Below are 25,888 nucleotides of genomic sequence, written 5' to 3' on the forward strand. Positions count from 1 at the left end.
TCCCACCCAGGAGGCGCTTGTGAATCTGCTTGTCAACGGTGATGCCGAGCAAGGAGCCGGGGGAACCGCCGAGCCAGTCGGGCAGGTTGTCGGCTGGGTCGTGCGGCAGGGTGCGCCCGCGCTTGTCGGGTACGACGTCGGTGGCGGCTATCCCACGCCCGCCGACCCCGGGCCGGGCGGTGGCGGCGGGGGGCGGTTCTTCTCCGGCGGGAACAGCGCCGTCACCGCCCTCGTCCAGGAGGTGGCCCTTCCCGCCGCCGGCTCGGCCGGGCACCGTGCCGTCGACGCCGAGCGCGTCCGGTACGTGCTGAGCGGCTGGCTCGGCGGGTACGCCGGGCAGGAGGACGGGGTCAGGCTGTCCGTCGAGTTCCGGGACCGCGCCGGGACCCCGCTGGCGCTGTCCGTGCTCGGCCCCGTCACCGCCGGTGAACGCGGCCACGCCACCGCCCTGTTGGAGCGCCACGCCGAGGCCGCCGTACCGCCGGGTGCCCGCTCCGCGCGCGTACAGCTCTCCTTCACCCGCACCGGCTCGGGCACGTCCAACGACGGCTACGCCGACGCGATCTCACTCCGGCTAACAACGACGGGACGGCACTCGTGACCCTCAACCGACGTGATCTGCTCAAGGCGGCCGGCGCCGTCGGCGCGCTCAACGTGGTCTGGCCCCTGAGCGCCGGGCTCTCCCCCGCGCAGGCCCGCGAGGCCGCCGAGACGCTTGGATCGGCTTACGACGAGGCGCCGTTCACCCTCGGCGTCGGGTCCGGCGACCCGCGGCCCACCAGTGTCGTGCTCTGGACACGGCTCGCGCCCGAGCCGTTCGCCGAGCCGGGCGACCAGCCGCTCGCCGAGCTGGTCGACGTCAAGTGGGTCGTCGCCGAGGACCGCGCCCTGCGCCGCGTCGTCGCGCGCGGCACCGTCCCCGCGTCCGCGACCCTCGCGCACAGCGTGCACGTACCGGTCGGCGGTCTGCGCCCCGGCCGTACGTACTACTACGCGTTCACCGCGCTGGGCAGAACCAGCCGCCTGGGCCGTACCCGTACCGCACCCTCCGGACACGTCCGCAGCGCCCGCTTCGCCACCGCCAACTGCCAGAACTATCCGCAGGGCCACTACGCCGCCCTGGCCGGGATCGCCCGGGAGGAGCTGGACTTCGTCATCCACCTCGGCGACTACATATACGAGCACGGCCCCGAGGGCAGCGACATCCGCGACCACAACGGTCCGGCGATCTACACCCTGCACGACTACCGGATGCGCCACGCCCTCTACAAGGGCGACCCGTCGCTGCGCGCCGCGCACGCCGCGCACCCGTGGTTCCTGACCTGGGACGACCACGAGGTCGTGAACGACTACAGCGGTACGGGTGGCGGCGCCCCGTTCATGGCACGCCGGGCCGCCGCGTACCAGGCGTGGTACGAGCACCTGCCGCACCGCGGCGCCGGGGACTCCGTCCTGCCGGACATCGACATCCACCGGGTGCGCCGCTGGGGCGATCTGCTGGAGCTGGCCGTGCTCGACCTGCGGCAGTACCGCTCCGCGCAGAATCTCCCGGGCGGCACCATCCTGGGCGCCGACCAGAAGTCCTGGCTGAAGACGACCGTCGACCGCGCGCCCGACAGTTGGCACGTCTGGGCCAACTCGATCATGCTCAGCCAGTTGCGTGGCCGCCCCGGCGGCGGCTACATGTTCACCGACCAGTGGGACGGCTTCCTCAGTGAGCGCAAGGAGGTGCTGGAGCATGTGCGTACCAGCGGCCTCGAAGACCTCGTGGTCCTCACCGGCGACTGGCACTCCGCGTTCGTGGACGACATCCGGCCGGACTACGACAACACCGAATCACCCGTCGTGGGAACGGAGTTCACGGCGCACTCGGTGACCTCCAGCGCGTACAGCGCGCAGTGGAACGCCACCAACGGTCCGCTGATGGGCGCGGCCAATCCGCACCTTCAGTACTTCGAGGGGAATCGTTACGGCTACGACGTGTACGAGGTCACGCCGGAACGGTTCAGCACCCATATGCGGGTCATCGACGACCGCCGCGACCCGGCCTCGGCCGTCTCCACCCTGACCACGTTCCATGTGGACCGGGGTACGGCGGGCGCGTACGAGGACCCGGCGACGAAGTCGTCACCCGCGCAGTACCGCAGGGACTGACACCCGGCGGGGGCGGGACCCGCCTCACACGCCCGCGTGCTTCCGCGCGTCCCGTCCCCGCCCTAGGGTCAAGGTCATGTTCGCCGCCTACGCATCCCGCATCGACCGCGACCAGCCCCTCAACGGCCTTGAGTTGGGCGATCGCCCGGCTCCCGAGCCACGCCCCGGCTGGTCGACCGTGAGAGTCAAGGCCGCCTCACTCAACCATCACGATCTCTGGACCCTGCGCGGGGTCGGCATCTCGGAGGACCGGTTGCCGATGATCCTCGGCTGTGACGCCGCCGGGATCGACGAGGACGGCAACGAGGTCGTCATCCACTCCGTCGTCGGCCAGAGCGGCCACGGCGTCGGCCCCCGTGAGCCCCGCTCGATCCTCACCGAGCGCTACCAGGGCACCTTCGCCGAGCAGGTCTCGGTCCCCACCTGGAATCTGCTGCCCAAGCCCGCCGGCCTGACCTTCGAGCAGGCCGCCTGTCTGCCGACCTCCTGGCTGACCGCGTACCGGATGCTGTTCACCAACGCCGGTGTACGGCCCGGGGACTCCGTCCTCGTCCAGGGCGCGGGCGGCGGTGTCGCGACCGCCGCGATCGTCCTCGGGAAGGCGGCCGGGCTGCGGATGTACGCCACCAGCCGCGACGAGGCGAAGCGCAAGCGCGCCGTCGAACTGGGCGCCGTCGACGCGTTCGAGCCGGGCGCGCGGCTGCCGCACCGCGTGGACGCGGTCATCGAGACGGTCGGCGCCGCGACCTGGTCCCACTCGGTCAAGTCCCTGCGGCCCGGCGGCACACTGGTGATCTCCGGCGCCACCAGCGGCGACCGGCCCTCGCACGCCGAGCTGACCCGGATCTTCTTCCTGGAGCTGAAGATCGTCGGCTCGACCATGGGCACGAAGGACGAGTTGGAGGACCTGCTGTCGTTCTGTACGACGACGGGGATCCGCCCGGTGATCGACGACGTCCTACCGCTGGACCGGGCCCGCGAGGGGTTCGAGCGAATGGCGGCGGGCGATCTGTTCGGCAAGATCGTGCTGACCGGCTGAAGGAGCTTTCATGGACGCACTGCTGCCCCTGCTGCTGGTCGTCGGCACACTCGCACTGGTCATGGGCCTCTTCGGCCGGCTCGCGCTGCACGTCAAGCGCCGCGGGACCGCGGGCGCGGGCATCACGGCGGCCATGGCCGCGTACGACGAGGCGTTCCGCGTGACCGCGCACGAGGCGCACTACGAGATCCAGGCGGCGGCCGAGCGGCAGCTCCCGCTTCCGGCGCCGGACGATCCGCACGACGCGCGCGGGGCCGGTGGCCCCGGTCCGTACCGAAGGCGGCCCACCGCGCCCCGTAACCGCCGCTCCGTACTGCGGCGTTGGGCGCGGCGGCTGCGGGGCTGACACCGCTTGTCAATGTTGGTTGACACTCAATGTCTGTCAACGTAAATTGACAGGCATGACGGATGCGATGGATCTCGCCGAGAAGTCGGGCGACCGCGACCCGCGGGTCGGGCTGAGGGCGGTCGCCGCGCTGCGGCGGCTGGCCGAACAGCTCGAAGCCGTCCAGGTGCGCAGCGCCCGTAATCAGGGCTGGTCGTGGCAGGAGATCGCGACCCAGCTCGGTGTCAGCAGGCAGGCGGTACACAAGAAGTACGGGAGGCAGTGATGTTCGAACGCTTCACACGAGGGGCGCGCGCCGTGGTGACGGACGCCGTCGAGCAGGCCGAACGCACGTCGGCACCCGAGGTCGGCGAGGAGCACATGCTGCTCGCGCTGCTCGACTCGAAGGGCACGCGATCGGCGTTCGCCTTCGCGTCGCTCGGCATCCTGGACCGGCGCGACTCCGTGGAGGCGGGACTGGCCGACGCGGGCCGGCGGGGCGGCATGACACACGCCGATACGGCGGCGCTCGCCGAACTGGGGATCGACGTGGCGGAGATCGTCTCGAGGGTCGAGGGCACGCACGGCGAAGGCGCGCTGCGGGCGGGCCGGAAGAGGAAGCGGGGGTGGGTGTCGCACACGAAGTTCACGCCCGCCGCGAAGCAGACGCTGGAGCAGTCCCTGCGGGTCGCGGTCGGACGCGGCGACAAGGAGATCTCCGACGGCCACATCCTGCTGGCCCTGACGGCCCGGCCGGGTGTAGTGGCGGACGTACTCGCGGATCACGGGGGGACGTACGGAGCGGTGGAGCGGGCACTGTTCGGTGAGCCTCGGTAGCCGTCCGGCGGTCGCGGGTCCGGGTTGCGGTTTCGTTGCCGGGGTCGGGGTGCGGGCCCTGCGGGTGGGTATGTCCGGACGGCGTGATTTACGCCGCGTGCAAGGCTCGTTGGTCTCGACGGGTGTCCGAACACACCCACCCTCCGACCCCGCCCCCCCCTCAGCGCCAGTCGCCGGTCACCCAGGCCACCAGACGAGGGCGGGACGTCGCGTCGCACGGCACGAGCGAACTGGTGGCGAAGATCTCGACGGTGGCGACCTGCGCGGCGGACGTAGCCGTGGTGCGGATGTCGGAGACGATGTCGCCGGGCTCGTTGATCGTCTCGTCTCTCTCGAACGCAGTCGTCGTATCAGGACTGTTGCAACCGACGTGCTCAAGGGGCTGGCCGAGGAACCACCCCCCGACGAATACGGCGTACAGGACCGCGGTGGCGCCCAGACGGCGCGAAGTTATCCAGGTAGGCACACGCGGATTCTTCCACGACGCCACGTCGGAGAAGCGGGTGCAACAAACAGCTACCGGCGGCGAACCAAGACCGGCACAGCCGCGATGGCATGCGCCTTGGGCCCAACTCGGAGACGGGAGTTCGAACCGCGACGGCGAGGGTCAACCCCCACCTCCCGCGCGGGGAAGGGGGACGCGCAGGGGTCGTGTCCGGACACTAAAGCGTGATTTGTGGCGCAACCCGGACCAGCAGTTGCCCAGGACCGTCGGGCGCCGTAAATCATGCCGTCCGGGCATGACCCCGGAGCGGCACCCGGCCACCACCGCAACCACCAAGCCCGGCCGGCGCTTGAGGCCAACGACCACCGGCCCGCAGGCGGCAAACGCAACCCCGCCCACCACCAAGCCCGTCCGGCGCTCGAGGACGAACCCGGCCCGCAGGCCGCCACCCCGCCGGGGAAAGGCGACCCGCGGACCGGCAGAAGCTAGCGCCGCGCAACCCCCTCCGCCCGCGCCGCCGCGGCCACCGCCGACGTCACCGCCGGCGCCACCCGCTCGTCGAACGGCGACGGAATCACGTAGTCCGCCGACAGCTCGTCACCCACCACATCCGCCAGCGCGTTCGCCGCGGCGATCTTCATGCCCTCGGTGATCCGCGAGGCCCGCACCTGGAGCGCGCCCGCGAAGATCCCCGGGAACGCCAGCACGTTGTTGATCTGGTTCGGGTAGTCGCTGCGCCCCGTCGCCACCACCGCCGCGTACTGGTGCGCGATGTCCGGGTGGACCTCCGGGTTCGGGTTGGCCATGGCGAAGACGAACGCGCCCGGTGCCATCGACGCGATCGCCGGCTCCGGGACCGTACCGCCGGAGACGCCGATGAAGACGTCCGCGCCGGACAGCGCGGCCTCCAGGGAGCCGGAGAGCCCCGCCCGGTTGGTGAGGGCGGCCAGCTCGCGCTTGACGTCGGTCAGGTCGTCGCGGTCGGGGCTGACGATGCCCTTGCGGTCGGCGACCGCCACGTCGCCGATCCCCGCCTCCAGCAGGAACTTCGCGATGGCCACACCCGCCGCGCCCGCCCCGGAGATGACGGCCCGCAGCTCGCCGAGCGTGCGCCCGGTGAGCTTCGCCGCGTTGCGCAGGGCGGCGAGCGTCACGACGGCCGTGCCGTGCTGGTCGTCGTGGAAGACGGGGATGTCGAGCCGTTCCTGGAGCCTGCGCTCGATCTCGAAGCAGCGGGGCGCCGAGATGTCCTCGAGGTTCACCCCGCCGAAGGACGGCGCGAGCCGCACGACGGTGTCGATGATCTCGTCGGTATCGGTGGTCGCCAGCGCCAGCGGCACCGCGTCGACGCCGCCGAACTGCTTGAACAGGATCGCCTTGCCCTCCATCACGGGCAGCGACGCCTCCGGTCCGATGTCCCCGAGGCCGAGGACCGCGGTCCCGTCCGTCACGACGGCGACGACCTGTGACTTCCACGTGTAGTCGTGGACCAGCTCCGGGTTCTCGGCGATCGCCGTGCACACCTTGGCGACGCCGGGCGTGTAGGCGAGTGACAGGTCGTCCTTGTCCCGGATGGGCACGGTGGCCTGGATGGCCATCTTCCCGCCGCGGTGCAGCGCGAACGCCGGATCGAAGGGCTCGTCCGTCGCGCCTTCGCCGACACTCACCCCGTCGCTCACGCCATCGCTCACGCCGTCACTCACGCCGTCACTCACACCGGCACTGACACTTTCGCTCTCACTGCGAGGATTCACGATCTCCGCTGCCATGTCTTTGACCCCTTAAGTCTCTTCATCAGTTGAGGGTGTCCACTCCTGGGTTACGGAGGGGTGGGCGGGCACCGCGTACGTGACCTGTTATCGGCGGTTGGAGCACCGAACAGGAGGAGGTACGTACGCGCGGGCGCGCCGCACACGCGCCCTGAGCCCCGGATGAGGGGTGTAGCTGTCCTTCATACCGGACGGGCCTCGTCGGCGGGTTGTCCACGACTCGTTCTACAAGCGGTGACATGACTCATAGCGGAGTTTCAGGACACTCGCGCCGCACGACACGAAACCGCCGGGAGAGCCGGGACGGGACGCAGATCGTCCGGCCGGAGGAAGGCGTTCCCGTAGATGGTCCGGTATTGATGTGCCGGTCCGCCGGGACACGGGGGTCACCCGTTATCCGATTTTGACATGACGGGGCCCCTGAACGGACCAGTCCGAATGGCAAGATGCCCTAATCAATCACACAGGGTCGCGACACTCGATGGCGTGTGCGCGCGTGCCCGCCCCGTGACACGTCCCTCGTCCGCCGGAGGATCCTCATCATGACCGCCAGCCTCACCAGCCGTACCACCGCCGGGAAGTCCCGGATCGCCGCGGTCGGCGCGATCGTGGTCGCCGGGTCACTCCTGCTGACCGCCTGCGGCGACCAGACCGACAACGGGTCGGACAGCGGGTCCAAGGACTCGCCCGCGACCACCAAGAGCGCCCCGCTGGCCGACCAGTTGCCCAAGGAGATCGCGGACAAGGGCGTCATCAAGGTGGGCTCCGACATCGCGTATCCGCCCGTCGAGTTCAAGGACGAAGCGGGCAAGACCGTCGGTATCGACCCCGACATCGCCGCCGCGCTCGGCAAGCAGCTCGGTGTGACGTTCGAGTTCGAGAACGGCACCTTCGACACGCTGCTGACGGGGCTGCGTTCCAAGCGTTACGACATAGCCATGTCGGCCATGACCGACACCAAGGCCCGCCAGGACGGCGTGGACTCCGAGACGGGCAAGAAGGTCGGTGAGGGCGTCGACTTCGTCGACTACTTCACCGCCGGTGTCTCGATCTACACCAAGAAGGGCGACGACAAGGGCATCGCGAGCTGGTCGGACCTGTGCGGCAAGAAGATGGTCGTCCAGCGTGGCACCGTCTCGCACGATCTGGCCAAGGCCGAGTCGAAGAAGTGTACGGACGGCAAGAAGAAGGCCATCGGCATCCAGGCGTTCGACAACGACCAGCTCGCCCAGACCCGGCTGCGCGCCGGCGGTGCCGACGCCGGTTCGTCGGACTTCCCGGTCGCGGCGTACGCGGTGAAGACCTCGGGCGGCGGCAACGACTTCCAGCTCGTCGGCGAGCAGATCGAGGCCGCCCCGTACGGCATCGCGGTCGCCAAGGGCAACGACGAGCTGAGCAAGGCGCTCCAGGCCGCGCTCGACGCGATCATCAAGAACGGCGAGTACGACAAGATCATCGCGAAGTGGGGCGTCGACGCCGGCGCGGTCAAGGAAGCCACGATCAACGCCGGCACCTGATCCGCGCCCGGCTCGCGAAAGGCAGCATCCGTGACTGTTGAGATATCGAAGTCGGACGGCCCCTCCGACGCGGCCCCGGCGCGATCCGCCGGGCCGCAGGCCATCAGAGCCATACCGGTCCGGCACTACGGGCGGTACGTGGCCGCGGTCGTCGCGCTCGCGCTGCTGGCGTTGCTGGTCAGGGCGTTCTGGCAGGGCAGGATCAACTGGGGCGCCATACCGGACTACTTCTTCGACGACCGCATCCTCAAGGGTGTCGGCCAGACGATGATCCTCACCGTCCTGTCGATGGCCATCGGCGTGATCGGCGGCATCGTCCTGGCGGTGATGCGGCTGTCGAAGAACCCGGTGATGTCGTCCCTCGCGTGGTCGTACATCTGGTTCTTCCGCGGTACGCCGGTCCTCGTGCAGCTCATGGTCTGGTTCAACCTGGGGCTGGTCTTCGAGTACATCAACCTCGGGCCGATCTACAAGGACTACTGGGCCAGCTTCATGACGCCGTTCCTGACGGCGCTGCTCGGCCTCGGTCTCAACGAGGCCGCGTACATGGCGGAGATCTGCCGCGCCGGTCTGCTCTCGGTCGACGAGGGGCAGACGGAGGCGTCGCACGCGCTGGGCATGAGCCACGGCAAGACGCTGCGCCGCATAGTGATCCCGCAGGCGATGCGGGTGATCGTGCCGCCGACCGGCAACGAAGTCATCAACATGCTGAAGACGACATCGCTGGTGGCGACCGTGCAGTTCTACGAGTTGCTGAGATACGCGCAGGACATCGGGCAGACGTCCGGCGCCCCGGTCGAGATGCTGTTCCTCGCCGCCGCCTGGTATCTGCTCATGACCTCGGTCCTGAGCATCGGTCAGTACTACCTGGAGCGGTACTACGCGCGTGGCTCGCTGCGCACCCTGCCGCCGACCCCGTTGCAGCGGATCAAGGCCAATCTGTTCTCACTGGGCCGCCCGAAGGGAGGCACCGCATGACCCCGATGGTGAAGGCCGAGGCCGTACACAAGTCGTTCGGCGCCGCGCATGTGCTCAAGGGCATCGACCTGGAGGTCGCGCCGCGCGAGGTCTTCTGTCTGATCGGGCCCTCCGGGTCCGGCAAGTCGACCTTCCTGCGCTGCATCAACCATCTGGAGCAGGTGAGCGCCGGACGGCTGTACGTCGACGGCGAGCTGGTCGGCTACCGCCAGAAGGGCGACAAGCTGTACGAGCTGCGCGACTCCGAAGTGGCCCTGAAGCGCCGGGACATCGGCATGGTCTTCCAGCGCTTCAACCTCTTCCCGCACATGACGGCCGTCGAGAACATCATGGAGGCACCGATGCGGGTGCGCCGTGAGCCGAAGGCCGTCGCGCGGGAGCGGGCCAGGAAGCTGCTGGACCGGGTGGGGCTCGCGGACAAGGCCGACGGCTATCCCTCGCAGCTCTCGGGCGGTCAGCAGCAGCGGGTGGCGATCGCCCGCGCGCTGGCGATGGAGCCGAAGCTGATGCTTTTCGACGAGCCGACGTCGGCGCTCGACCCGGAGCTGGTGGGCGATGTCCTGGACGTGATGCGCGATCTCGCCGAGTCGGGCATGACGATGATCGTGGTGACGCACGAGATGGGCTTCGCCCGCGAGGTCGGCGACGCGCTGGTGTTCATGGACGACGGGATGGTCGTGGAGTCGGGCCACCCGCGTGAGGTGCTGACGAATCCGCGGCACGAGCGGACGAAGTCGTTCCTGTCGAAGGTGCTGTAGCGACGCGGGGGTGTTACGGCGCGCGACGCCCGTAACACCCCCTTCCTTCTGCCTACTTCAGGGCGAGCATCAGCGAGTCCGACGGCGAGGACCAGACCGGGCGCGCCTCGGCAAAGCCCGCGCCGAGCAGCGTCGTCGCGTGCCACTCCACGGAGGGCGTGTCGCCCTCGGCGTGCTCGCCGTAGATCGCGAACCGCTCGGCCGTCGGCCCCGCGAGCACCGGGTCCTCGGCCGCGAGTTTCCACCAGTCGGCCCAGTCGACGGCGCCCTCGGCCTTGGCGCGGTCCATCTCGCGGTGCCGGTGGGCGCGTTCGGCGGCGTTGATACGGGGTGTGCCGGGGACCGTCATATGGTCGGCGTTCATGAAGACGCCGCCGGGCCTGACGAGGCCGGCGAGCTGCCCGTACAGCGCGGCCAGCGGTTCGATGGGCAGCCAGTGCAGCGCGGTGGCGGTGAGGACGGCGTCGTACGAGTCGTAGGGCAGCTTCGCCGTCCAGTCGGGGTCCTTGAGGTCGGCCCGCACCAGCGTCAGGCGCGTGTCGTCGGCGAAGTAGCCGCCGGCGATGGCGAGCAGCGCGGGGTCGAGGTCGACGCCGGTGCTGGTGGCGGCGGGGAACCGCTGGAACAGCCGGTCGGTGATGCTGCCCGTGCCGCACGCGAGGTCGAGCACCCTCGGTTCGGGGCCGACCAGGGCCTCGACCATGTCGAGCATCACCCGGAAGCGCTCCTCGCGGTCGGGCATGTACCACTCCTGCTGGCGGTCCCAACTGTCCTGCCAGGCCCGCCAGCGGGCCCGCTCCGCCCCGGGCGCCTCGCTCACGGCGGTGCCCGGGGCAGTCCCCGCGTCCGCCGCCGTGCCCGTCCCCGTGCCCGTGTCCACCATCGGAATCCTCCGCTCCGTAATACCCTGTAGGCAAGACCAGCTATTACGCCGACCCTAGACCGCTGCCGTAAGGACTACAAGTGGAACTGGCCTCTTACTCGGACTACGCCGTACGACTGGTCAACACCGAGGAACCGGCCCGCGGCACGGACACCTTGACCTCCGTCGAAGCCGTCCGGGCCCTGTTCGGCGAATCCACCCAGGCGTCGCGCCGGGCCACCGACGCGGACGTCACCCGCTTCCGCTCCGTACGCGGCCGGCTGCGCGCGATCTTCGCGGCGGCCGACGAGGGCGAGGCCACGCGCGCCGTCGACCTGCTGAACTCGCTGCTGCTGGAATTCCCCGTCAGCCCGCAGATCTCCGGCCACGACTTCCTGGACGACGAGGGCCATCCGCGCTGGCATCTGCATCTGGCCGAGCACCCGTCGAACGCCACCGCCGGGTTCGCCGCGATCGCCGCGATGGGCCTGGCGTTCCATCTGACCGAGTACGGGGTGGACCGGCTCGGCCTGTGCCAGGCCGCGCCGTGCCGTAACGCCTACCTCGACACCTCGACCAACCGCTCGCGCCGCTACTGCTCCGACCGCTGCGCGACCCGCGCCAATGTCGCCGCCTACCGGGCCCGCAAACGCCTGGAGACCGAGCGGTCGGACAGCACGGGCCGCAGCGCGGAGAAGGCCCACGCGAGCGCGCCGGCCGCGGACCGCTGATCCTCGGCGCGCGGCCGGTAACGGGCCCGGACCCGGCCGAGCAGCAGCTCGGCGGGGACGGCCCCGAACACCCGGCTGTCCCCCTCGGCACCCGGATTGTCCCCGAGCACCCACCAGCCGCCGTCACGCCGCTCGACCAGCCGCTTCACGATGAGCAGATCCTGCTGGAGCGGATGTTTCAGTATGGCGATATCGCCGACTTTCACCGGTGCGTGGTAGTGCACCAGCAGTTGATCGCCCTGTTTGAGGGTGGGATACATGGACGGTCCCGACACCTCCGCGATCCCCAACAGCGCTCTCGGCTCGCGCCCGTGCTCCGTCATCCGGCACCTCCCGGTCCCACGGTACGTTCCGCCGCCGGTCCCGATCCGACCCCGGACTTTTGTCCTAAGCCCTAGGGGGCACTCGCGAAATCCGGCTTCTCACGGAGTAATGTCCCACCTGAGAAGACGATCACGAGGAAGGACAGCTCCATGCTTTCCCGCCTGTTTGCCCCCAAGGTGAAGGTCAGCGCCCACTGCGACCTCCCCTGCGGCGTGTACGACCCCGCCCAGGCCCGCATCGAAGCCGAGTCGGTCAAGGCCGTCCAGGAAAAGATGGCGGCCAACGACGACGCGCACTTCCAGGCCCGCGCCACGGTCATCAAGGAACAGCGCGCCGAACTCGCCAAGCACCACGTCTCGGTGCTGTGGAGCGACTACTTCAAGCCGCCGCACTTCGAGAAGTACCCGGAGCTGCACCAGTTGGTCAACGACACCCTCAAGGCGCTGTCGGCCGCGAAGGCTTCGAAGGACCCGGCGACGGGCCAGAAGGCCCTGGAGTACATCGCCCAGATCGACAAGATCTTCTGGGAGACGAAGAAGGCCTGATCGCCCGTCGTCATCAGGCTCGGCACATCAGCCCGACCGCCCGCACCCGGCCCGCACGACGGACCGGGTGCGGTCGTTTTTTCGCGGCGGGGCCGGCGGGTGTCAGCGGTCCGTTCCCGGCACGGCGGCCGGGAGGGGCCCGGCCTTCTGGGGCGAGGGCTCGATGTCCAGCAGCTCCAGGAAGGCCGTGGCCGCCGGACCGATGTTCTCCCGGCCCCAGACCAGGTGCTCGGCGCGGGACGGTGCGTCCGTGACCTCGATCGTGGTGATCCCCGTCAGGGTCGCGAGGTACGCGCGCGGGGCCAGGGCCACGCCCAGGCCCGCGCCGACCAGTCGGGCCAGATAGTCCGCGTTGCTCACCTCGAAGGCGACCTCGCGGGTGAGGCCGGCGGCGACGAAGGCCAGATCGGACTGGGCCCGGCCGGCGGTCTTCGCGGGTAGGTCCACGAACTCCTCCGCGGACAGTCGGCGCAGGTCTACCGAGGTCTCGCCGGCGAGCGGGTGATCCCGGGAGACCACGGCGACCAGCCGCTCGCGGGCCAGCTCCCGGGCCATGACGCCCCGGGGGCGGGCCGTGACCGGGATGCCGATGAAGGCCACGTCGAGCTCGCCCTGCCTGACCTGCTCGACCAGCTCGTCGCTCGCTCCGACGTCGATGCTGATCCGGGCCTTCGGATGGCGCCGGTGGAAGTCCCTGAGTACGGCGGGAACGTCCACGGCGCCGACGCTGGGGATCAGTCCCACCGCGAGCCGCCCGCGCACCTCCCCGACAGCCGCCGCGACTTCGGCGGCGGCCCGCTCCGCGGCGTCCAGGCACTGGCGGGCGACGGGCAGGAAGGCCGCGCCCGCCGGGGTCAACCGGACCCGGCGGCTGGTGCGTTCGAAGAGTCGCGCGCCCAACTCCTTCTCCAGGCGCGCGATCTGATGACTGAGCGCGGACTGGACTACGAGGCAGCGCTGGGCAGCCCTCGTAAAGCTGTTCGCCTCGGCCACGGCGATCACGTACCGCATCTGCTGGAGCTCCATCGATCCATCGTGATACGAGATCCGTCACGTGACAAGCATGTGTTGGACTCATTGATATCTCCGGCCCGACACTGGTGACGTTCGCACGCGGCAGGAACGTCCTCGGGTCGGCTCCGCCGGGCGGGGCCCTCGATCAAGGCTCCTCCGGCAGGCCCGGAAGCAACTGCCGCGCTGCCCTCTCCCGTATCCCCCGCACCTGGGCGCACACCGCCGAGGCGATCCCGCGCGCCCTGGCGCCCTGGCGCCCATGACACCGAAAGGACGAGCGACGGCCATGAGCACCACCGCACCGCGATCCGGGACGGCCCTCGCCGGCCTGGCCCCGGCGATCTGGGGCAGCACCTACCTGGTCACCACCGAACTGCTGCCCCCGGACCGGCCGCTCCTGGCGACCACCGTGCGGGCCCTGCCCGGCGGCCTGGTCCTGCTGGCCGTCGGCCGGCGATTGCCCATCGGTATCTGGTGGTGGCGTGCGCTTGTGCTGGGCGTTCTGAACATCGGCGCCTTCAACTTCCTGCTGTTCACCGCCGCCTACCGACTGCCGGGCGGCATCGCCGCCATGATCATGTCGGCGCAGCCCATGCTCGTCGTCATCCTGGCCGCTCTCCTCCTCGGCGAGAGGATCAGACCCAGCCACGTCCTGGCCTGCGCGACGGGCGCCGTGGGCGTCGGGCTGCTCGTTTTCAAGGGCACGGCGTCACTCGACGCCCTCGGAGTCCTGGCCGCGGTCGGCGGAGCGCTGTGCATGGCCTCGGGCATCACACTGACCAAGCGGTGGGGCCGGCCGGAAGGCGTCGGCCTGCTCACGTTCACCGGGTGGCAACTCACCGCGGGCGGGCTGGCCCTGCTGCCGTTCTGGCTGTCGCTGGAGGACCTTCCCGACGCTGTCACCGGCTCCCACGTCATCGGGTTCGGCTACCTCGTCACCCTGGGCGCGGTCCTGAGCTACATCGTGTGGTTCCGAGGCATCGAACGCCTGCCGGCTGTGGCCATCTCCTTCCTCGCGCTGGGCAGCCCGGTCGTGGCGACCGTCCTGGGCTACCTCGTCAAGGACCAGGCGCTGTCCGCGCTCCAGATCGTCGGCCTGCTCGTCGTCTTCGTGGCGGTCGTGCTCGGCCAACCGCGTCCGCCCGGACCGAAGTCCGGGGACGCCTCCCCGGCCCGCGTCATGAGTCGTTCCCGTACGCCTGCGCCTGACCACATTTCAGAAAGTTGACAGACATGACCACAGAAGAGATGAACGTCCCCGCCCCTGCCCCTGTTACGCCACAGAGCCGGATCACCCCGGCCCGGGGATGGCTGGGCGTGGCTGCCATCACCGCCAGTCTGTTCGTCTTCCTCACCACCGAACTGATGCCGATCGGCCTGCTCACCCCGCTCAGCGAGAGCCTCGGGGTCTCCACGGGCTCGGCCGGCCTCATGGTCACGGCGCAGGGTGTCGCGGCCGGGCTCAGTGTGCCGTTCATCGTGGCGTGGACCCGGCGCGTCAACCGGCGCCGGCTGCTGACGACACTGCTGGCCGTCCTGGCCGTCGGCAACCTGATCACCGCGATCGCCCCCAACTACCCGCTGATCCTGGGCACTCGGCTGATCATGGGCTTCGCCAGTGGTGTCTTCTGGGCCATCGGCGTCAGCATGGCCATGCGTATCGTCCCGCGGCACCACGCCAACCGGGCCGCCGCCGTCGTGATGTCCGGGATCTCGATCGCCACCGTCGTCGGCATCCCGCTCGGCACCCTGCTGGAGAGCGCCACCGACTGGCGCACCACCTTCCAGATCTGGGCCGGTCTGAGCGCCCTGGTGTTCCTCGCGGTCGCCTTCACGATCCCGTCGCTGCCGTCGGCCAACGCGGTCTCGGTCCGCGAGGTCTTCGGACTGCCCGTCAAGAACGTGCCGCTGCGTGTGGTCCTGGTCATGGTGGTGCTCTTCGTCCTCGGCCACTTCGGTGCCTACACGTTCGTCCGCCCCTACCTCGAGGAAAGTACGTCCGCCTCCGTCGGCTTCATCACCGTCGTCCTCATCGTCTTCGGTGTCGGCGGCGCGATCGGCAACTTCGTCGGCGGCCGGAGCGTCGACAAGAGCCTGCGGGGCAGCTTCATCGGGGGCGGCCTGGTCATGATCGCCGCACTCGTCATGCTGCTGGCCATAGGCTCGTACGAGATCGGCGTCATCGCCGCCATGGTCCTGTGGGGCCTCGCCTTCGGCGTCGTCCAGCTCAGCCAGATCAATATGACGCTCTCGGCGGCCCCCGAGACCTTCGAGGCCGCGATGTCGCTCAACACCATGGCCTACAACACCTGCATCGCCCTGGGGGCCCTGATCGGCGGCCTGTTCGCCGACCACGTGGGTGTGACGAGCGTCGTCTGGTTCGGCATCGTCCTGGTCTCCCTCGCCGTGCTCCTGCGCGCCTTCGCCGGCCGCCGGACCACGTCGACCACGTCGACCACGTCGACCACGTCGGCGAGCTGAACCGCCTCACGCGAAACCCCCGGCGCCGGTGGAAGGCGCTCGCTGATGGTCCGTCACTGGTCCCGGCGGTGCACCGCGAGCACCGCCACGGCCGCCGCGCCGAGCGCCCACAGGGCGAACACCGTCCATGCCCCGCCCTCCGTCCACGGGTAGGGGAGCCCGATGCCGGAGCCGTAGCGCGTGTCGACCAGGCGCATCCAGGCGCTGCTGGGCAGCGCGTGGTCGATCACGGCGGCCCAGTGGCGGTCGTCGGCGAAGACCAGGGGGACGACCAGCAGGACCACCACGACCGTGACCGTCGCCGCCGCGCCGTGTCGTAGGAGGGTGCCGAGGGCCATGCCGACGAGGCCGCACACCGGGGCGAGCAGCGTCGAGGCGACGACCACCCGCAGGGAGCCGGGGTCGGAGAGGGACACGCCCGCGTCGCGCCGGGCCAGGATCGCCTGGGACAGCCAGAACGAGAGGGCGGCGACGACCGCCCCGTACCCGGTCATGACCGTCGTGAGAACGCAGACCTTGGCCGCCATCACCGAGCGGCGGGCCGGGACGGCGGCGAATGTCGTACGGATCAGGCCCGTGCCGTACTCGCCGGTGATCGCGGCCGCCCCGATGGCACCGGCGGCGAGCATCATGAGTGTGCCCGCGTTGGTGGTGTAGGCGTACATGAGGGCGATTCCGTCGGAGACGAAACTGGCGCGGTCGGCCGCGTTGTGCGCACTCCAGTAGCGGTAACGGTCGTACGTGGCGCCGACGTTGAACCCGACGACGACCAGCGCGCCGATCGCGTACGCCCATACCGTCGAGCGCAGCGACCACAACTTGAGCCATTCGGCGGCCAGGAGATCACGGAAGCGGGCGGCGGGTTCGGCAGTCGTCACAGCGGTGGTGGTAGCGGCGGTCATCGGGTGGCTCCCGGGGCTTGAGTCGCGCCGTACTCGACGCTGTCGGCGGTGAGTTCCATGAACGCCTTCTCCAGGGAGGACCGTTCGGTGGTCAACTCGCCCAGCAGGATGCGGTGTTGGAAGGCCAGTTCCGCGATGCGCTCGCTGTCCACGCCCGTGACGGTGAGCAGGTCCTGCCGCCCCGGCGTACCGGCCGGCCGTACGTCCGCGCCCTCCGCCGTCAGCAGTTCCGTCAGCGCGGCGCCGTCCCGCGTCCGTACGGTGACGCTCGACCGGGTGCCACGGGCCGCGAAGTCCGCCAGGCTCTCGGCGGCGATCAGCTCGCCGCGCCCGATGACGACGAGTTCGTCCGCCGTGGACTCCATCTCGCTCATCAGATGGCTGGAGACGAACACCGTGCGGCCCTCGGCGGCGAGGCGCCGGAACAGCCCTCGCACCCACTTCACCCCCTCCGGGTCCAGCCCGTTCAGCGGCTCGTCGAACAGCAGCACCGGCGGATCGCCCAGCAGCGTGCCCGCGATCCCGAGCCGTTGTTTCATCCCGAGCGAGAACCCGCCGATACGGCGCCGGGCGGCGGCCGTCAGCCCCACCTCGTGCAGCACCTCGTCCACCCGCCCCTTCGGCAGCGCGTTGCTCCGGGCCAGTGCGGACAGATGGGCGCGGGCGGTGCGCCCGCCGTGCACATCGCCCGCGTCGAGCAGCGCCCCCACGTGCCGCAGCCCGCGCGGACGGTCCCGGAACGGCCGGCCGTCGACCGTGACCGATCCGCCGCTCGGTTCGTTCAGGCCGAGGATCATCCGCAACGTGGTGCTCTTGCCCGCACCGTTGGGGCCGAGGAAGCCGGTGACAAGGCCGGGGCGGACGGTGAAGCTGAGATTCCTGACGGCGGTGGTCCCGCTCGTACCGCCGTAGCGTTTGGTCAGTTCGTTGACTTCGATCACCCGGCCAACGGTGGCGGCGCGCTCCCCCGTGTGTCGTCGGACCTGCGCCGTCAATCGGGGCGCCGGATGTCTGCCACGGGTGTACGACCACGGTCCGATGACCGGCCGGGGGCGCCGTCGTTACGATCGGCGCATGCACGCCATGCCGCCCATGCCCCTGCTCAAGCGGGTACAGCCGAGCGTCTGGGTCGCCCTCGCGTGGGCGGCGGGCGCGGTGTTCACCTTCCTCGTCCGGCTCAGGCTGCCCGGCGAGGATGAGCCCGCCGTGCTGGCGGGGGTCCTGATCTACCGGTGGGACGGCCTGGTCATGCTGGCCGTCGCCACGGCCCTGGCGGTGGCGGGCGGGCGGCGCGTCCCGCGCCGTCCGCTGTCCGCCATGGGCCTGCTCCTCGCCGCCTCCGTCCTCGCGACGACCCCACTGGGCGCCGGTGAGATCCCCCTCGCGCAGTTCCTGGCGGTCGACGTCGCGCTGTACTTCGTGGCGTCGACGCAGCCGCGCCGGACCGGGGTCGTGGCCGCCGCCATGGCGCTCGGCACGCTCGCCGGCTTCCTGGGCTTCCGGCTGCTGCGCGGCTGGGACGTGGGCATGTCGGCGGAGATGGCCGTGGCCATGACGGTGGTCATCGCCTGGCTGATCGGCAACTCGACGCACCAGGCACGGGAGTACGCGGAGAAGTCCCGCGTCCAGGCGGCGGCGCAGGCGGTCACCGCCGAGCGGCTGCGGATCGCGCGCGAGATGCACGACACGGTCGCGCACAGCATCGGCATCATCGCCCTCCAGGCGGGCGCGGCGGCGCGCGTCATCGAAACGCAGCCGCTGGCGGCGCGCGACGCGCTGGGCAGTATCGAGACCGCCGGGCGCGAGACGCTGGCGGGGCTGCGGCGGATGCTCGGCGCGCTGCGGCAGGCGGAGCCGGAAGGCGGGGAACAGAGACCGGGCGCCGCGTACGTCGCGCCGCTCGACCCCGCCCTTGGTCTCGCGGACGTCGACCGGCTCGCCGAGACGACGACGGCGGCCGGGGTCCGCGTCGACGTGCGGTGGCACGGCGAACCGCGCCCGCTGCCGCCGGAGATCGACATCTCGGCGTACCGCATCATCCAGGAGGCGGTCACCAACGTCGTACGTCACGCGGGCACCGCGTCGTGCCACGTCACCGTCGACTCCCAGGCCGAGGAGTTGGCCATCGAAATCACGGACGACGGGCGCGGCGGTGCGGCCCAGGGATGCGGATGGGGATGGGGGCTCGTCGGTATGCACGAGCGCGCGACGCTGCTGCACGGCGACTTCTCCGCCGAGCCCCGCCCCGAAGGCGGCTTCCGGGTGACGGCCCGGCTGCCGGTACCGGCGTGACGGGCATGACCGGCGGCGGCACGGCGCCCGTACGCGTCGTACTCGCCGACGACCAGCCCCTCGTCCGCGCCGCGCTGCGCATGGTCATCACCGACGCCCCCGACCTCGATGTGGTCGGCGAGGCCGGGACCGGCGCCGAAGCCGTACGGCTGGCGGCCGAACTCGCCCCCGATGTCGTGGTGATGGACATCCGCATGCCCGGCACGGACGGCATCCGGGCCACCCGGCAGATCACCGAGGGTCCCGGCACGACGCATGTCATCGTGCTGACGACGTTCGACGAGGACGATCACGTGTACGGCGCGCTGCGCGCGGGGGCGGCCGGTTTCCTCGTCAAGGACATGGCGCTGGACGACATCCTCGCCGCGATCCGGGTGGTCGCGAGCGGCGACGGACTGATCGCGCCGAGCGTGACCCGCCGTCTGATCAAGGAGTTCGCGGGCCGCCCCGCGGCGGCCCCGGCACGGCGGACGGTCACCGGCATCACCGACCGGGAGCGCGAGGTGCTGGTGCTGGTCGGCAGCGGTCTGTCCAACACGGAGATCGCGGCGGAGCTGTCCATCAGCGTCGCCACCGCCAAGACGTATCTGACCCGTCTGCTGGCCAAACTCGACGCCCGCGACCGGGTCCAACTCGTCATCCTGGCGTACGAGACGGGGCTGGTGGCCCCGCCCGGCTGAGCGGGCGCCCGGCCGGGCGCCACTCCGCGAAAACTAGGTGCCGCGCCCCGTTTCGTACCCTGGCCTGGTGCATATGTCGGACGAGCCGGACGAGCCGGACCTGAGGACGAACCCCGGAGCGATACGGGAAGAGGACGCCGCGCCCGGCGTCACCGTATGGCGCGCCATGCGGCAGCCCCCGCACCGCTTCCTCCTGTCGAGCTGGCCCTGGCGTGTCTGGGCGCATCTGCTCGGCGGGGCGGTCACCGGCCTCGCCGCCGTCGTCCTTCTCGCGGTGCTCGCCGTCTGCGGACTGGCCTTCTCCGTCATCGGCGTGGATCTCGTGCTCATGCTGGCCGCCACCTTCGGTATCCCCGTCGCCGCACTCGAACGGCGCCGGACCCGGCTGGTGGAACCGGTGCCGGTGGGCGATCCGCACCGTTCGCTGGTCGGGGCGGGCCGCCGGGGCCGGCTGCGTACCCGGCTGCGGGAGCGTGCGACCTGGCGCGAACTCGGGTACGTCGTCGTCTTCTCGCCCGTCCTGGTGCTGGCGGGCTGCGCCCTCGCGGTCGGGCTCACGTTCGCCCTGATCCTGACGGCGGCCCCGCTCATCGTCTTCAACACCGCCCCCGACACCGTGATGCTCATTCCCGGACAGGCGATCCGGAGCCCGCTGCACGCCCTGCCCGCCACCGCCGTGGGCCTGGTCGCCCTCGCCCTGTGCGCGTACGCCGCCGGCCTGCTGGCGGGCGCGCAGGTCAAGATCGCGGTGTTCGTGCTGTCGCCGCGCGACGAGGAGCGTCAGGTGGTCGAGCTGACCCGGTCGCGCGCGCGGCTGGCCGACGCGTTCGAGGCCGAGCGCCGCCGTATCGAGCGTGATCTGCACGACGGCGCGCAGCAGCAACTGGTCGCGCTCACCATGACGTTGGGGCTGGCCGAGATGGAGCTGCGGGAGAGCGGGTCGCCGGCCACCGAGCTGGTGTCGCGCGCGCGGGGCGAGGCGCGGCTCGCGCTGACGCAACTGCGGGACCTGGTGCGCGGCATCTACCCGCAGGTCCTGACCGATCACGGTCTGGACGCCGCCGTCGCGGAGATCGCGCTCCGCAGCCCGATCCCGGTCGGGGTGGACATCGATCTGCCGCGCCGGCTGCCGGACGCGGTGGAGACGCTCGCGTATTTCACGGTCACCGAGGCGCTGACGAACGCGGCCAAGCACAGTGACGCCACGGACATGACGGTCGTCGGCAGGCTGCGCAAGGGCAGACTGACGCTCGTGATCACCGACAATGGCGACGGCGGGGCGGTCCCCTCCGCCGGCGCGGGCCTGCAAGGTCTCGCGGACCGTGCGGCGATCTTGAAAGGCAGGCTCGTGGTGTCCAGTCCGGTGGGCGGTCCGACGCGGGTGAGCATGGAGGTGCCGTGCTCCGCGTAGTGCTGGCGGAAGACTCCGTGCTGTTGCGGGCGGGGCTCACCGAGCTGCTGACCCGTGGCGGACACGAGGTGATCGCGGCGGTCGGCGACGCCGAGGCGCTGGCGCGCGCCGTCGACGACCTGCTCCCCGCCCTCCCGGACCTGGTGATCACCGATGTCCGGATGCCGCCGGGGCAGCGGGACGAGGGGCTGCGGGCGGCACTGGAGCTACGGGCCCGGCACGCCGGGCTGCCGGTGCTCGTGCTGTCGCAGTACGTCGCGACCGCGTACGCGACGCGGCTGTTCGGCGGCGGCAGCGGGGCGGAGGCCGCCGGGCTCGGCTATCTGCTGAAGGACCGGGTGGGCGAGGTCTCGGAGTTCCTGGACGCGATGCGGCGGGTCGCGGGCGGACAGACGGTCATCGACCCGGAGGTCGTACGGGTCCTGCTCGTCCAGCACGCGCGGAGCCGCCCGCTGCGCCGGCTCACACCGCGCGAGCGCGAGGTCCTGGGGCTGATGGCGGAAGGTCTCAACAACCAGGCGATCGCGCAGCGGTTGACGGTCACCGAGGCGTCGGTGGTCAAGCACGCGGGGAACATCTTCATGAAGCTGGACCTCGACCCCACGGAGGGCAACCGGCGGGTGCTCGCGGTGCTGGCGCATCTGCGGGGCGAGACGGGGTAGCGGTGGCAGAGAGCGCCGGGTGGCACGGCCTGGGTCCCGCCGGGGTCGTTCGGGCATTCAAGCCCGTCCGGCGATTGAGGACACCGCCCATCGGCCGGACGAATCTCAGCCCGTCCGGTGATTGAGGACGAACCGGCCACCGGACGGACCTGGTCTCAGAGGGATCCCAACTCCCGCTCAGGAGCGAGCAGTTCCGTCAGGTGGCGCGCCGACGCCTCCCAGGACCACCGCTCCGTCACCCAGCGCCGCCCTGCCTCCCCCATCTCGGCGGCCCGCTCCGGTGCGAGCAGCAGTGCGGTCAGCGCCCGCGCCACCGACGCCACGTCGCGGCCGTCGACCACCCGACCCGTAAGCCCGTCGAGTACGGCGTCGGGCGCGCCTCCGGAGTCGCCCGCGACCACCGGCAGCCCGCTGGCCGCCGCCTCCAGGAAGACGATGCCGAGCCCTTCCGCCTCCAGGCCGCCCTTGCGTGTGCGGCACGGCATCGCGAAGACGTCGGCCGCCGCGTAGTAACTCGCCGTCCGCGTATGGTCCTTGCCGCCCGCGAAGACGACCGCGCCGTCGGCGTGCCGGCGCGCGAGTGCGCGCAGGCGCCGTTCGTCCGGCCCCTGGCCGACCAGCACCAGCACGGCTTCCGGTACGGCCCGCCGGATCAGCGGCAGTGCCCGTACGAGGACGTCCTGGCCCTTGCGGGTGACGAGGCGCGAGACGCAGAGGATGATCTTCTTCCCCTTGATCCCGTGCCGGTCACGGATGTCACGGGCGCAGCTCGCGGCCCTGTCCGGCCGGAACGTCGCGGCGTCCACGCCCGGTACGAGGCGGCTCGTCCGCGCGCCGGGGCCCAGCGCCGGGGCGATGCGCGAGCGGGTGTACTCGCCGAGGTAGGTGACGACGTCCACGTACGTGCCCACCCGCCGCAGGACCTGCCGCGCGCCGGGCGTCCGGGCCCACCAGATCTCGTGGCCGTGGGTGGTGGCGACCGTGCGCCGTATCGGGCCGCGCCGCAACTCCGGTGCCATGTACGCGAGCGGGGCCGCCGCGCCGAACCAGACCCGGTCGCAGCCGTGGCTCCGCGCGATCTCGATCGCGGTCCGGGTGACGCGCGACGTGGGCAGCAGCATGTGGGCGCGGTCGCGGATGACGGGGAAGGGGAGGGTGGCGTCGTACGCGGCGGCTCCGGGCTCGCTGGAGGTGTAGACGACGACGCGGTCGGCCGGCATACGGGCGGTCAGCGCGTGCACGAAGGTCTCGATGCCCCCTTGGCGGGGCGGAAAGTCGTTGGTGATGACGAGAGTCGCGTTCATGAGCGTCGCCGCCCCCCGCCCGTGCCGACCGCCGTACGCGTCGGCTCAGGCTGCGACGCCGGCGCCGCGCCCACCCACCGCGCCCACACCACCAGCAGCACCGGAAGCGCCAGATAGCCGAACCGCCCGGCGGGCGCGAGCAGGAACGCGATCGCGAGGCCGATCGCCAGCCGGCCGGCCGCCGCCACGGCGTCCGGTGGCGGTTTCACGACGAGCGAGACACCGACTCCGATCGCGCCGCACATCAGCAGCGTCACCGCCGCCGCCCACCCCATGGCGCCCTGCTCGGCGAGCAGCCGGCCGGGCAGCGGGCTGGCCGCCGGGGTCGCCAACTCGCCCCGCCCGGTGGGAAAGGCGAGCACCTGCCGCACCATCGGACCGGGCGACAGCAGCGCGCTCGGCAGGACGAGCAGGGCCGTACCGGCAACCGCCGTACCCGCGCTCCGCAGCGCCGGCCGCGCGCCCCACGCGCAGCCCAGCAGCGACACGACGACCGGAATCGCGGGCCAGGCCGTCCACTTGAGCGAACACGCGGCGGCGAGCACCAGCCCGGCCGCCACCGGCCGGCCGCGTACGGCGCAGGCGATGGCCAGCACGCACAGCCCGGCGAGCGGCAGGTCGACTCCGCTGACGCACAGCGGCAGTGCCACCACGGGCGAGGCGATCAGGACGGCCATCGCGGCAGCGAACCGCTCGTCGCCGTCGCGTACTTGGGCGCCGCCCATGTGAGCGCCGGGGTGCCGTACGACCGCGCGGCTCGCCACCAGACACGCCAGGAACACCGCCGCGCACCACAGCCGCGCGTCGCCGAAGTACCGTGCCGCCCAGGTGTGTTCGCCGAGCAGCGCGCGCGGGATTCCCAGGAGCGCCATCCCCGGCAGATACGGCGTGTACTCCTCGACCCGCGTGGGCGCGTCCAGATACGGGGTCCCCCGCTCGGACAGCAGTCGGCCGGACCGCTCGATGACATCGACCTCGGACTGTGCCTGCCCGGTGAGGACGAGGAACAGCAGCGGCAGTACGACCGCGCCCGCCAGGGCCACCGCGACCGAGACCCGTACGGCGCGCGGGCGCGGCAGCATCCGCGCGGCGACGGCGGCGCCCGTGTAGCCCACGGCCGCGCAGCTCCCCCAGACGCGGTGCGTGTCCACACCGGAGACGACGGGGAAGGCCGCCGCCCACACGGCGGCGACGGCCCATCCCACGGACCACTGCCACGGGGCTGCGGACCTGCTGTTCTCGCGTTCGACTCGCCAAGTAATCACCTCGACATTGCAGCCGCCGGGGCCGGTCGGGGTCTGCACGGTCAGGTCGAGACTTCGTGGTCGGGTTTCCCCTACCGGACGGGCTCCGCAGCCACGGTCGCCGCGCGATCCCCGCTCACCTCCCGCTCAATTCCCCAACATGTGGCGGGAGTTGGCCCGTACGACATCCTTGTCGCGGCGCACCGCCTCGTACGTGGCCCGGTGGCTGTCGATGTCGGACGTCTGGGCGCGCGCCGAGGCGGCCCACCACACCCCCACCGTGTTGTGCTCGCGCGCGCACTCGATGTCGGCGACGGCGGTGTCCCTTTCGCGTTGCGTACGGCGGGTGTTGCCGTCGTCGCCCCGGTGCCACGCCTTGTCGCGGAAGGCTTCCTCGCGGCCCGCGTAACGGGTGAAGCCCTTGTCCTCGACGCAGTCCGCCCAGGTGCGCAGCGCCTCGCTCGCGTCGGGGTCCTTCAGTGTCGTCCTCGCCAGCGCCTCGGCCCGTTTCGAGGGGTAGGTCCACATGCGGGTGGCGTCCTGGACCCCGTCCGTGAGTTGGGCGAAGGCGCGGCCGTAGCAGCCGTTCTCGGGGACCTCGCGGCCGTTGACGGTGCGATCGGCGGAGCCGCCGGAGTTGTAGTACACCTGATACTCCGCGTCGGTCATCGCGCGGCCCTTCTTCCCGGCCTGGCTGTCGGCCGGTTTCGGCTCCCAGCCGTAGCCCCAGCGGCGGGCCTCGTCCAGGTCGAGTTCGCCGAACGAGGTCGCCATCGCCACCGCGACCATCATGCCCGTGGTGGTGCCGAGCGAGTCGGGAAGGGCGGGTTCGAGGGGGAAGTCCGGGAAGCCGAAGTCCGCCATGCAGCGCTGTGCGGAACGGGCCTGGGCCTGGCTGAACCGCTTGGTGTCGGTCTCGCTGAACTCGTAGCGGGCGAGGGGGAGTTCGGGGATGTCCCGTTCCTCGTCGACGTTTGGTACGCGGCTGCCGTCGGTGTACGCGGAGGTGTCGGTCGTGGAGGTGCCGCCCGCGCCGTCGTCGGCGGAGCCGGGCGAGCAGCCGGCGAGCGCCGTGACGGCCGCGAGCGCGGCGGCCGTCACGGCCACGCGTGCGCTGGGCCTCACCGCCCCGCGTCCGCCGCCGCGCCGGCCTGGGCGCCTTCGGCGACCTCGGCCACCGCCGTGATCTCCACCAGTTGCCCGGTGTAGCCGAGGCACGCGACGCCGAGCAGTGTGGAGGTGTGCGGCGCCGTGGTGAGGCCCGAGGCGTGGACGACGTCCCAGACCCGGCTCAGATCCGCCGGGTCGGACGACACCACGTACACGTCGGTGGATATCACCCGGTCGAGCCCGCTGCCGATGGCGCGCAGCGCGGTCTCCAGGTTGGCCAAAACCTGTTCGGTCTGCGCGGCGAAGTCGCCGGGTCCGACGAGTGTGCCGTCCTTGTCGAGCGGTACGGATCCCGCCATGAACGCCAGGCGGCTGTCGGTCTCGACCACGGCCGCGTGCGCGTAGCCGGGGGGCGGGAAGAGGCCGGGGACGGTCGTGCGGCGCACCATGGGGTCGCTCCTTGCCGGTTATGGGTCGTCGGGGGCATCTCGAACGCTCGCGCGG

The 25,888-nt window shown here is 71.2% G+C and carries 28 protein-coding genes; 17 read left to right on the forward strand and 11 right to left on the reverse strand.

Annotated elements, in window-relative coordinates; genetic code table 11:
• The first annotated feature begins 19 nt into the window (after window positions 1-19).
• From OG329_RS12235 to OG329_RS12260, 6 genes are all read left to right on the forward strand, one after another.
• Complete coding sequence (locus OG329_RS12235) at window positions 20-601, forward strand: phosphoesterase (protein ID WP_405794836.1); 582 nt, start codon at window positions 20-22, stop codon at window positions 599-601.
• Window positions 598-2,154, forward strand: a complete 1,557-nt coding sequence (locus OG329_RS12240; RefSeq protein ID WP_405794838.1) for an alkaline phosphatase D family protein — start codon at window positions 598-600, stop codon at window positions 2,152-2,154. Before OG329_RS12235 ends, OG329_RS12240 begins: the two co-directional genes overlap by 4 nt.
• Window positions 2,155-2,230: 76 nt before the next feature.
• A complete protein-coding gene (locus tag OG329_RS12245; RefSeq protein ID WP_405794840.1) occupies window positions 2,231-3,193 on the forward strand; it encodes a zinc-binding dehydrogenase in 963 nt (320 codons plus the stop codon).
• 10 nt (window positions 3,194-3,203) lie between these two features.
• A complete protein-coding gene (locus OG329_RS12250; RefSeq protein ID WP_405794841.1) occupies window positions 3,204-3,539 on the forward strand; it encodes a hypothetical protein in 336 nt (111 codons plus the stop codon).
• A 55-nt stretch (window positions 3,540-3,594) separates the two neighbouring features.
• A complete protein-coding gene (locus OG329_RS12255) occupies window positions 3,595-3,804 on the forward strand; it encodes a helix-turn-helix domain-containing protein (protein ID WP_405794842.1) in 210 nt (69 codons plus the stop codon).
• A complete protein-coding gene (locus OG329_RS12260; RefSeq protein ID WP_405794843.1) occupies window positions 3,804-4,355 on the forward strand; it encodes a Clp protease N-terminal domain-containing protein in 552 nt (183 codons plus the stop codon). Before OG329_RS12255 ends, OG329_RS12260 begins: the two co-directional genes overlap by 1 nt.
• A gap of 160 nt (window positions 4,356-4,515) precedes the next feature.
• On the opposite strand, the gene OG329_RS12265 is transcribed toward OG329_RS12260, so the two are convergent.
• Both OG329_RS12265 and OG329_RS12270 read right to left on the reverse strand, forming a co-directional pair.
• A complete protein-coding gene (locus OG329_RS12265; RefSeq protein WP_405794844.1) occupies window positions 4,516-4,821 on the reverse strand; it encodes a hypothetical protein in 306 nt (101 codons plus the stop codon).
• A gap of 464 nt (window positions 4,822-5,285) precedes the next feature.
• Window positions 5,286-6,569 carry an NADP-dependent malic enzyme gene (locus tag OG329_RS12270; RefSeq protein WP_405794846.1) on the reverse strand — a complete coding sequence of 428 codons (1,284 nt, stop codon included), beginning with the start codon at window positions 6,567-6,569 and terminating at the stop codon, window positions 5,286-5,288.
• A 542-nt stretch (window positions 6,570-7,111) separates the two neighbouring features.
• Here OG329_RS12270 and OG329_RS12275 point away from each other — a divergent pair.
• From OG329_RS12275 to OG329_RS12285, 3 genes are read left to right on the forward strand one after another with little or no spacing between them, the layout of a single operon-like run.
• Window positions 7,112-8,086, forward strand: coding sequence for an ABC transporter substrate-binding protein (locus OG329_RS12275; protein WP_405794847.1), 975 nt, complete (start codon window positions 7,112-7,114; stop codon window positions 8,084-8,086).
• 30 nt (window positions 8,087-8,116) lie between these two features.
• Entirely contained in the window at window positions 8,117-9,064 is a 948-nt protein-coding gene (locus OG329_RS12280) for an amino acid ABC transporter permease (protein ID WP_405794849.1), read from the forward strand.
• Window positions 9,061-9,822: an amino acid ABC transporter ATP-binding protein gene (locus tag OG329_RS12285; RefSeq protein WP_405794851.1), complete on the forward strand. Its 762-nt coding sequence runs from the start codon at window positions 9,061-9,063 to the stop codon at window positions 9,820-9,822. The genes OG329_RS12280 and OG329_RS12285 overlap by 4 nt, the downstream gene beginning before the upstream one ends.
• Before the next feature lie 52 nt (window positions 9,823-9,874).
• On the opposite strand, the gene OG329_RS12290 is transcribed toward OG329_RS12285, so the two are convergent.
• The gene (locus OG329_RS12290) at window positions 9,875-10,705 is read right to left on the reverse strand and encodes a class I SAM-dependent methyltransferase (protein WP_405794852.1); all 831 of its coding nucleotides are present in this window, start codon (window positions 10,703-10,705) and stop codon (window positions 9,875-9,877) included.
• A gap of 80 nt (window positions 10,706-10,785) precedes the next feature.
• Between OG329_RS12290 and OG329_RS12295 the strand changes: the two genes are divergently transcribed.
• Window positions 10,786-11,415 (forward strand): CGNR zinc finger domain-containing protein, encoded by a 630-nt coding sequence (locus OG329_RS12295; RefSeq protein ID WP_405794854.1) that lies wholly within the window; start codon window positions 10,786-10,788, stop codon window positions 11,413-11,415.
• Here the strand turns inward: OG329_RS12295 and sodX are convergent.
• On the reverse strand, window positions 11,319-11,738 hold the full coding sequence (gene sodX / locus OG329_RS12300) for a nickel-type superoxide dismutase maturation protease (RefSeq protein WP_405794856.1): 420 nt from the start codon (window positions 11,736-11,738) through the stop codon (window positions 11,319-11,321). The two genes, OG329_RS12295 and sodX, sit on opposite strands and share 97 nt — an antisense overlap.
• 150 nt (window positions 11,739-11,888) lie before the next feature.
• On the opposite strand from sodX, the gene sodN reads away from it, so the two are divergent.
• Window positions 11,889-12,284, forward strand: a complete 396-nt coding sequence (sodN, locus tag OG329_RS12305) for a superoxide dismutase, Ni (protein WP_405794858.1) — start codon at window positions 11,889-11,891, stop codon at window positions 12,282-12,284.
• A 102-nt stretch (window positions 12,285-12,386) separates the two neighbouring features.
• Here the strand turns inward: sodN and OG329_RS12310 are convergent, their stop codons facing one another.
• A complete protein-coding gene (locus tag OG329_RS12310) occupies window positions 12,387-13,310 on the reverse strand; it encodes a LysR family transcriptional regulator (RefSeq protein WP_405794860.1) in 924 nt (307 codons plus the stop codon).
• A gap of 274 nt (window positions 13,311-13,584) precedes the next feature.
• Here OG329_RS12310 and OG329_RS12315 point away from each other — a divergent pair, with 274 nt between their 5' ends.
• Window positions 13,585-14,526 carry an EamA family transporter gene (locus OG329_RS12315; RefSeq protein WP_405794862.1) on the forward strand — a complete coding sequence of 314 codons (942 nt, stop codon included), beginning with the start codon at window positions 13,585-13,587 and terminating at the stop codon, window positions 14,524-14,526.
• A gap of 5 nt (window positions 14,527-14,531) precedes the next feature.
• Complete coding sequence (locus OG329_RS12320; protein ID WP_405794864.1) at window positions 14,532-15,779, forward strand: MFS transporter; 1,248 nt, start codon at window positions 14,532-14,534, stop codon at window positions 15,777-15,779.
• Between the two features lie 53 nt (window positions 15,780-15,832).
• Here OG329_RS12320 and OG329_RS12325 read toward each other — a convergent pair whose 3' ends face one another.
• Complete coding sequence (locus tag OG329_RS12325; RefSeq protein ID WP_405794866.1) at window positions 15,833-16,681, reverse strand: ABC transporter permease; 849 nt, start codon at window positions 16,679-16,681, stop codon at window positions 15,833-15,835.
• A complete protein-coding gene (locus OG329_RS12330) occupies window positions 16,678-17,622 on the reverse strand; it encodes an ABC transporter ATP-binding protein (protein ID WP_405794867.1) in 945 nt (314 codons plus the stop codon). Before OG329_RS12330 ends, OG329_RS12325 begins: the two co-directional genes overlap by 4 nt.
• A 133-nt stretch (window positions 17,623-17,755) precedes the next feature.
• Between OG329_RS12330 and OG329_RS12335 the strand changes: the two genes are divergently transcribed.
• The 4 genes from OG329_RS12335 to OG329_RS12350 all read left to right on the forward strand — a co-directional run bounded on the left by OG329_RS12335 (window position 17,756) and on the right by OG329_RS12350 (window position 21,726).
• On the forward strand, window positions 17,756-18,973 hold the full coding sequence (locus OG329_RS12335; RefSeq protein ID WP_405794868.1) for a sensor histidine kinase: 1,218 nt from the start codon (window positions 17,756-17,758) through the stop codon (window positions 18,971-18,973).
• A gap of 5 nt (window positions 18,974-18,978) precedes the next feature.
• Complete coding sequence (locus OG329_RS12340; protein ID WP_405801787.1) at window positions 18,979-19,653, forward strand: response regulator; 675 nt, start codon at window positions 18,979-18,981, stop codon at window positions 19,651-19,653.
• A gap of 166 nt (window positions 19,654-19,819) precedes the next feature.
• A complete protein-coding gene (locus tag OG329_RS12345; protein ID WP_405801789.1) occupies window positions 19,820-21,064 on the forward strand; it encodes a sensor histidine kinase in 1,245 nt (414 codons plus the stop codon).
• Complete coding sequence (locus OG329_RS12350) at window positions 21,052-21,726, forward strand: LuxR C-terminal-related transcriptional regulator (protein ID WP_405794870.1); 675 nt, start codon at window positions 21,052-21,054, stop codon at window positions 21,724-21,726. Before OG329_RS12345 ends, OG329_RS12350 begins: the two co-directional genes overlap by 13 nt.
• Window positions 21,727-21,881: 155 nt before the next feature.
• Here OG329_RS12350 and OG329_RS12355 read toward each other — a convergent pair whose 3' ends face one another.
• The 4 genes from OG329_RS12355 to OG329_RS12370 form a co-directional block, all read right to left on the reverse strand.
• Window positions 21,882-23,030 carry a glycosyltransferase family 4 protein gene (locus OG329_RS12355; protein WP_405794871.1) on the reverse strand — a complete coding sequence of 383 codons (1,149 nt, stop codon included), beginning with the start codon at window positions 23,028-23,030 and terminating at the stop codon, window positions 21,882-21,884.
• Window positions 23,027-24,334, reverse strand: a complete 1,308-nt coding sequence (locus OG329_RS12360) for a glycosyltransferase 87 family protein (protein WP_405794873.1) — start codon at window positions 24,332-24,334, stop codon at window positions 23,027-23,029. The genes OG329_RS12355 and OG329_RS12360 overlap by 4 nt, the downstream gene beginning before the upstream one ends.
• 87 nt (window positions 24,335-24,421) lie before the next feature.
• Window positions 24,422-25,399: a hypothetical protein gene (locus OG329_RS12365; protein WP_405794874.1), complete on the reverse strand. Its 978-nt coding sequence runs from the start codon at window positions 25,397-25,399 to the stop codon at window positions 24,422-24,424.
• Window positions 25,396-25,833, reverse strand: coding sequence for a RidA family protein (locus OG329_RS12370; RefSeq protein ID WP_405794876.1), 438 nt, complete (start codon window positions 25,831-25,833; stop codon window positions 25,396-25,398). The genes OG329_RS12365 and OG329_RS12370 overlap by 4 nt, the downstream gene beginning before the upstream one ends.
• Window positions 25,834-25,888: the final 55 nt, after the last annotated feature.

This window comes from Streptomyces sp. NBC_01506, from assembly GCF_045040295.1.
GTDB lineage: Bacteria > Actinomycetota > Actinomycetes > Streptomycetales > Streptomycetaceae > Streptomyces.

Bases quoted from the DNA above. Each gene is read 5' to 3' on its own strand.
- OG329_RS12245 (WP_405794840.1), top strand. From the start codon at position 2,231: ATGTTCGCCGCCTACGCATCCCGCATCGACCGCGACCAGCCCCTCAAC.
- OG329_RS12250 (WP_405794841.1), top strand. From the start codon at position 3,204: ATGGACGCACTGCTGCCCCTGCTGCTGGTCGTCGGCACACTCGCACTG.
- OG329_RS12255 (WP_405794842.1), top strand. From the start codon at position 3,595: ATGACGGATGCGATGGATCTCGCCGAGAAGTCGGGCGACCGCGACCCG.
- OG329_RS12260 (WP_405794843.1), top strand. From the start codon at position 3,804: ATGTTCGAACGCTTCACACGAGGGGCGCGCGCCGTGGTGACGGACGCC.
- OG329_RS12270 (WP_405794846.1), bottom strand. From the start codon at position 6,569: ATGGCAGCGGAGATCGTGAATCCTCGCAGTGAGAGCGAAAGTGTCAGT.
- OG329_RS12275 (WP_405794847.1), top strand. From the start codon at position 7,112: ATGACCGCCAGCCTCACCAGCCGTACCACCGCCGGGAAGTCCCGGATC.
- OG329_RS12285 (WP_405794851.1), top strand. From the start codon at position 9,061: ATGACCCCGATGGTGAAGGCCGAGGCCGTACACAAGTCGTTCGGCGCC.
- OG329_RS12290 (WP_405794852.1), bottom strand. From the start codon at position 10,705: ATGGTGGACACGGGCACGGGGACGGGCACGGCGGCGGACGCGGGGACT.
- sodX (WP_405794856.1), bottom strand. From the start codon at position 11,738: ATGACGGAGCACGGGCGCGAGCCGAGAGCGCTGTTGGGGATCGCGGAG.
- sodN (WP_405794858.1), top strand. From the start codon at position 11,889: ATGCTTTCCCGCCTGTTTGCCCCCAAGGTGAAGGTCAGCGCCCACTGC.
- OG329_RS12310 (WP_405794860.1), bottom strand. From the start codon at position 13,310: ATGGAGCTCCAGCAGATGCGGTACGTGATCGCCGTGGCCGAGGCGAAC.
- OG329_RS12315 (WP_405794862.1), top strand. From the start codon at position 13,585: ATGAGCACCACCGCACCGCGATCCGGGACGGCCCTCGCCGGCCTGGCC.
- OG329_RS12320 (WP_405794864.1), top strand. From the start codon at position 14,532: ATGACCACAGAAGAGATGAACGTCCCCGCCCCTGCCCCTGTTACGCCA.
- OG329_RS12325 (WP_405794866.1), bottom strand. From the start codon at position 16,681: ATGACCGCCGCTACCACCACCGCTGTGACGACTGCCGAACCCGCCGCC.
- OG329_RS12335 (WP_405794868.1), top strand. From the start codon at position 17,756: ATGCACGCCATGCCGCCCATGCCCCTGCTCAAGCGGGTACAGCCGAGC.
- OG329_RS12340 (WP_405801787.1), top strand. From the start codon at position 18,979: ATGACCGGCGGCGGCACGGCGCCCGTACGCGTCGTACTCGCCGACGAC.
- OG329_RS12345 (WP_405801789.1), top strand. From the start codon at position 19,820: ATGCGGCAGCCCCCGCACCGCTTCCTCCTGTCGAGCTGGCCCTGGCGT.
- OG329_RS12355 (WP_405794871.1), bottom strand. From the start codon at position 23,030: ATGAACGCGACTCTCGTCATCACCAACGACTTTCCGCCCCGCCAAGGG.
- OG329_RS12370 (WP_405794876.1), bottom strand. From the start codon at position 25,833: ATGGTGCGCCGCACGACCGTCCCCGGCCTCTTCCCGCCCCCCGGCTAC.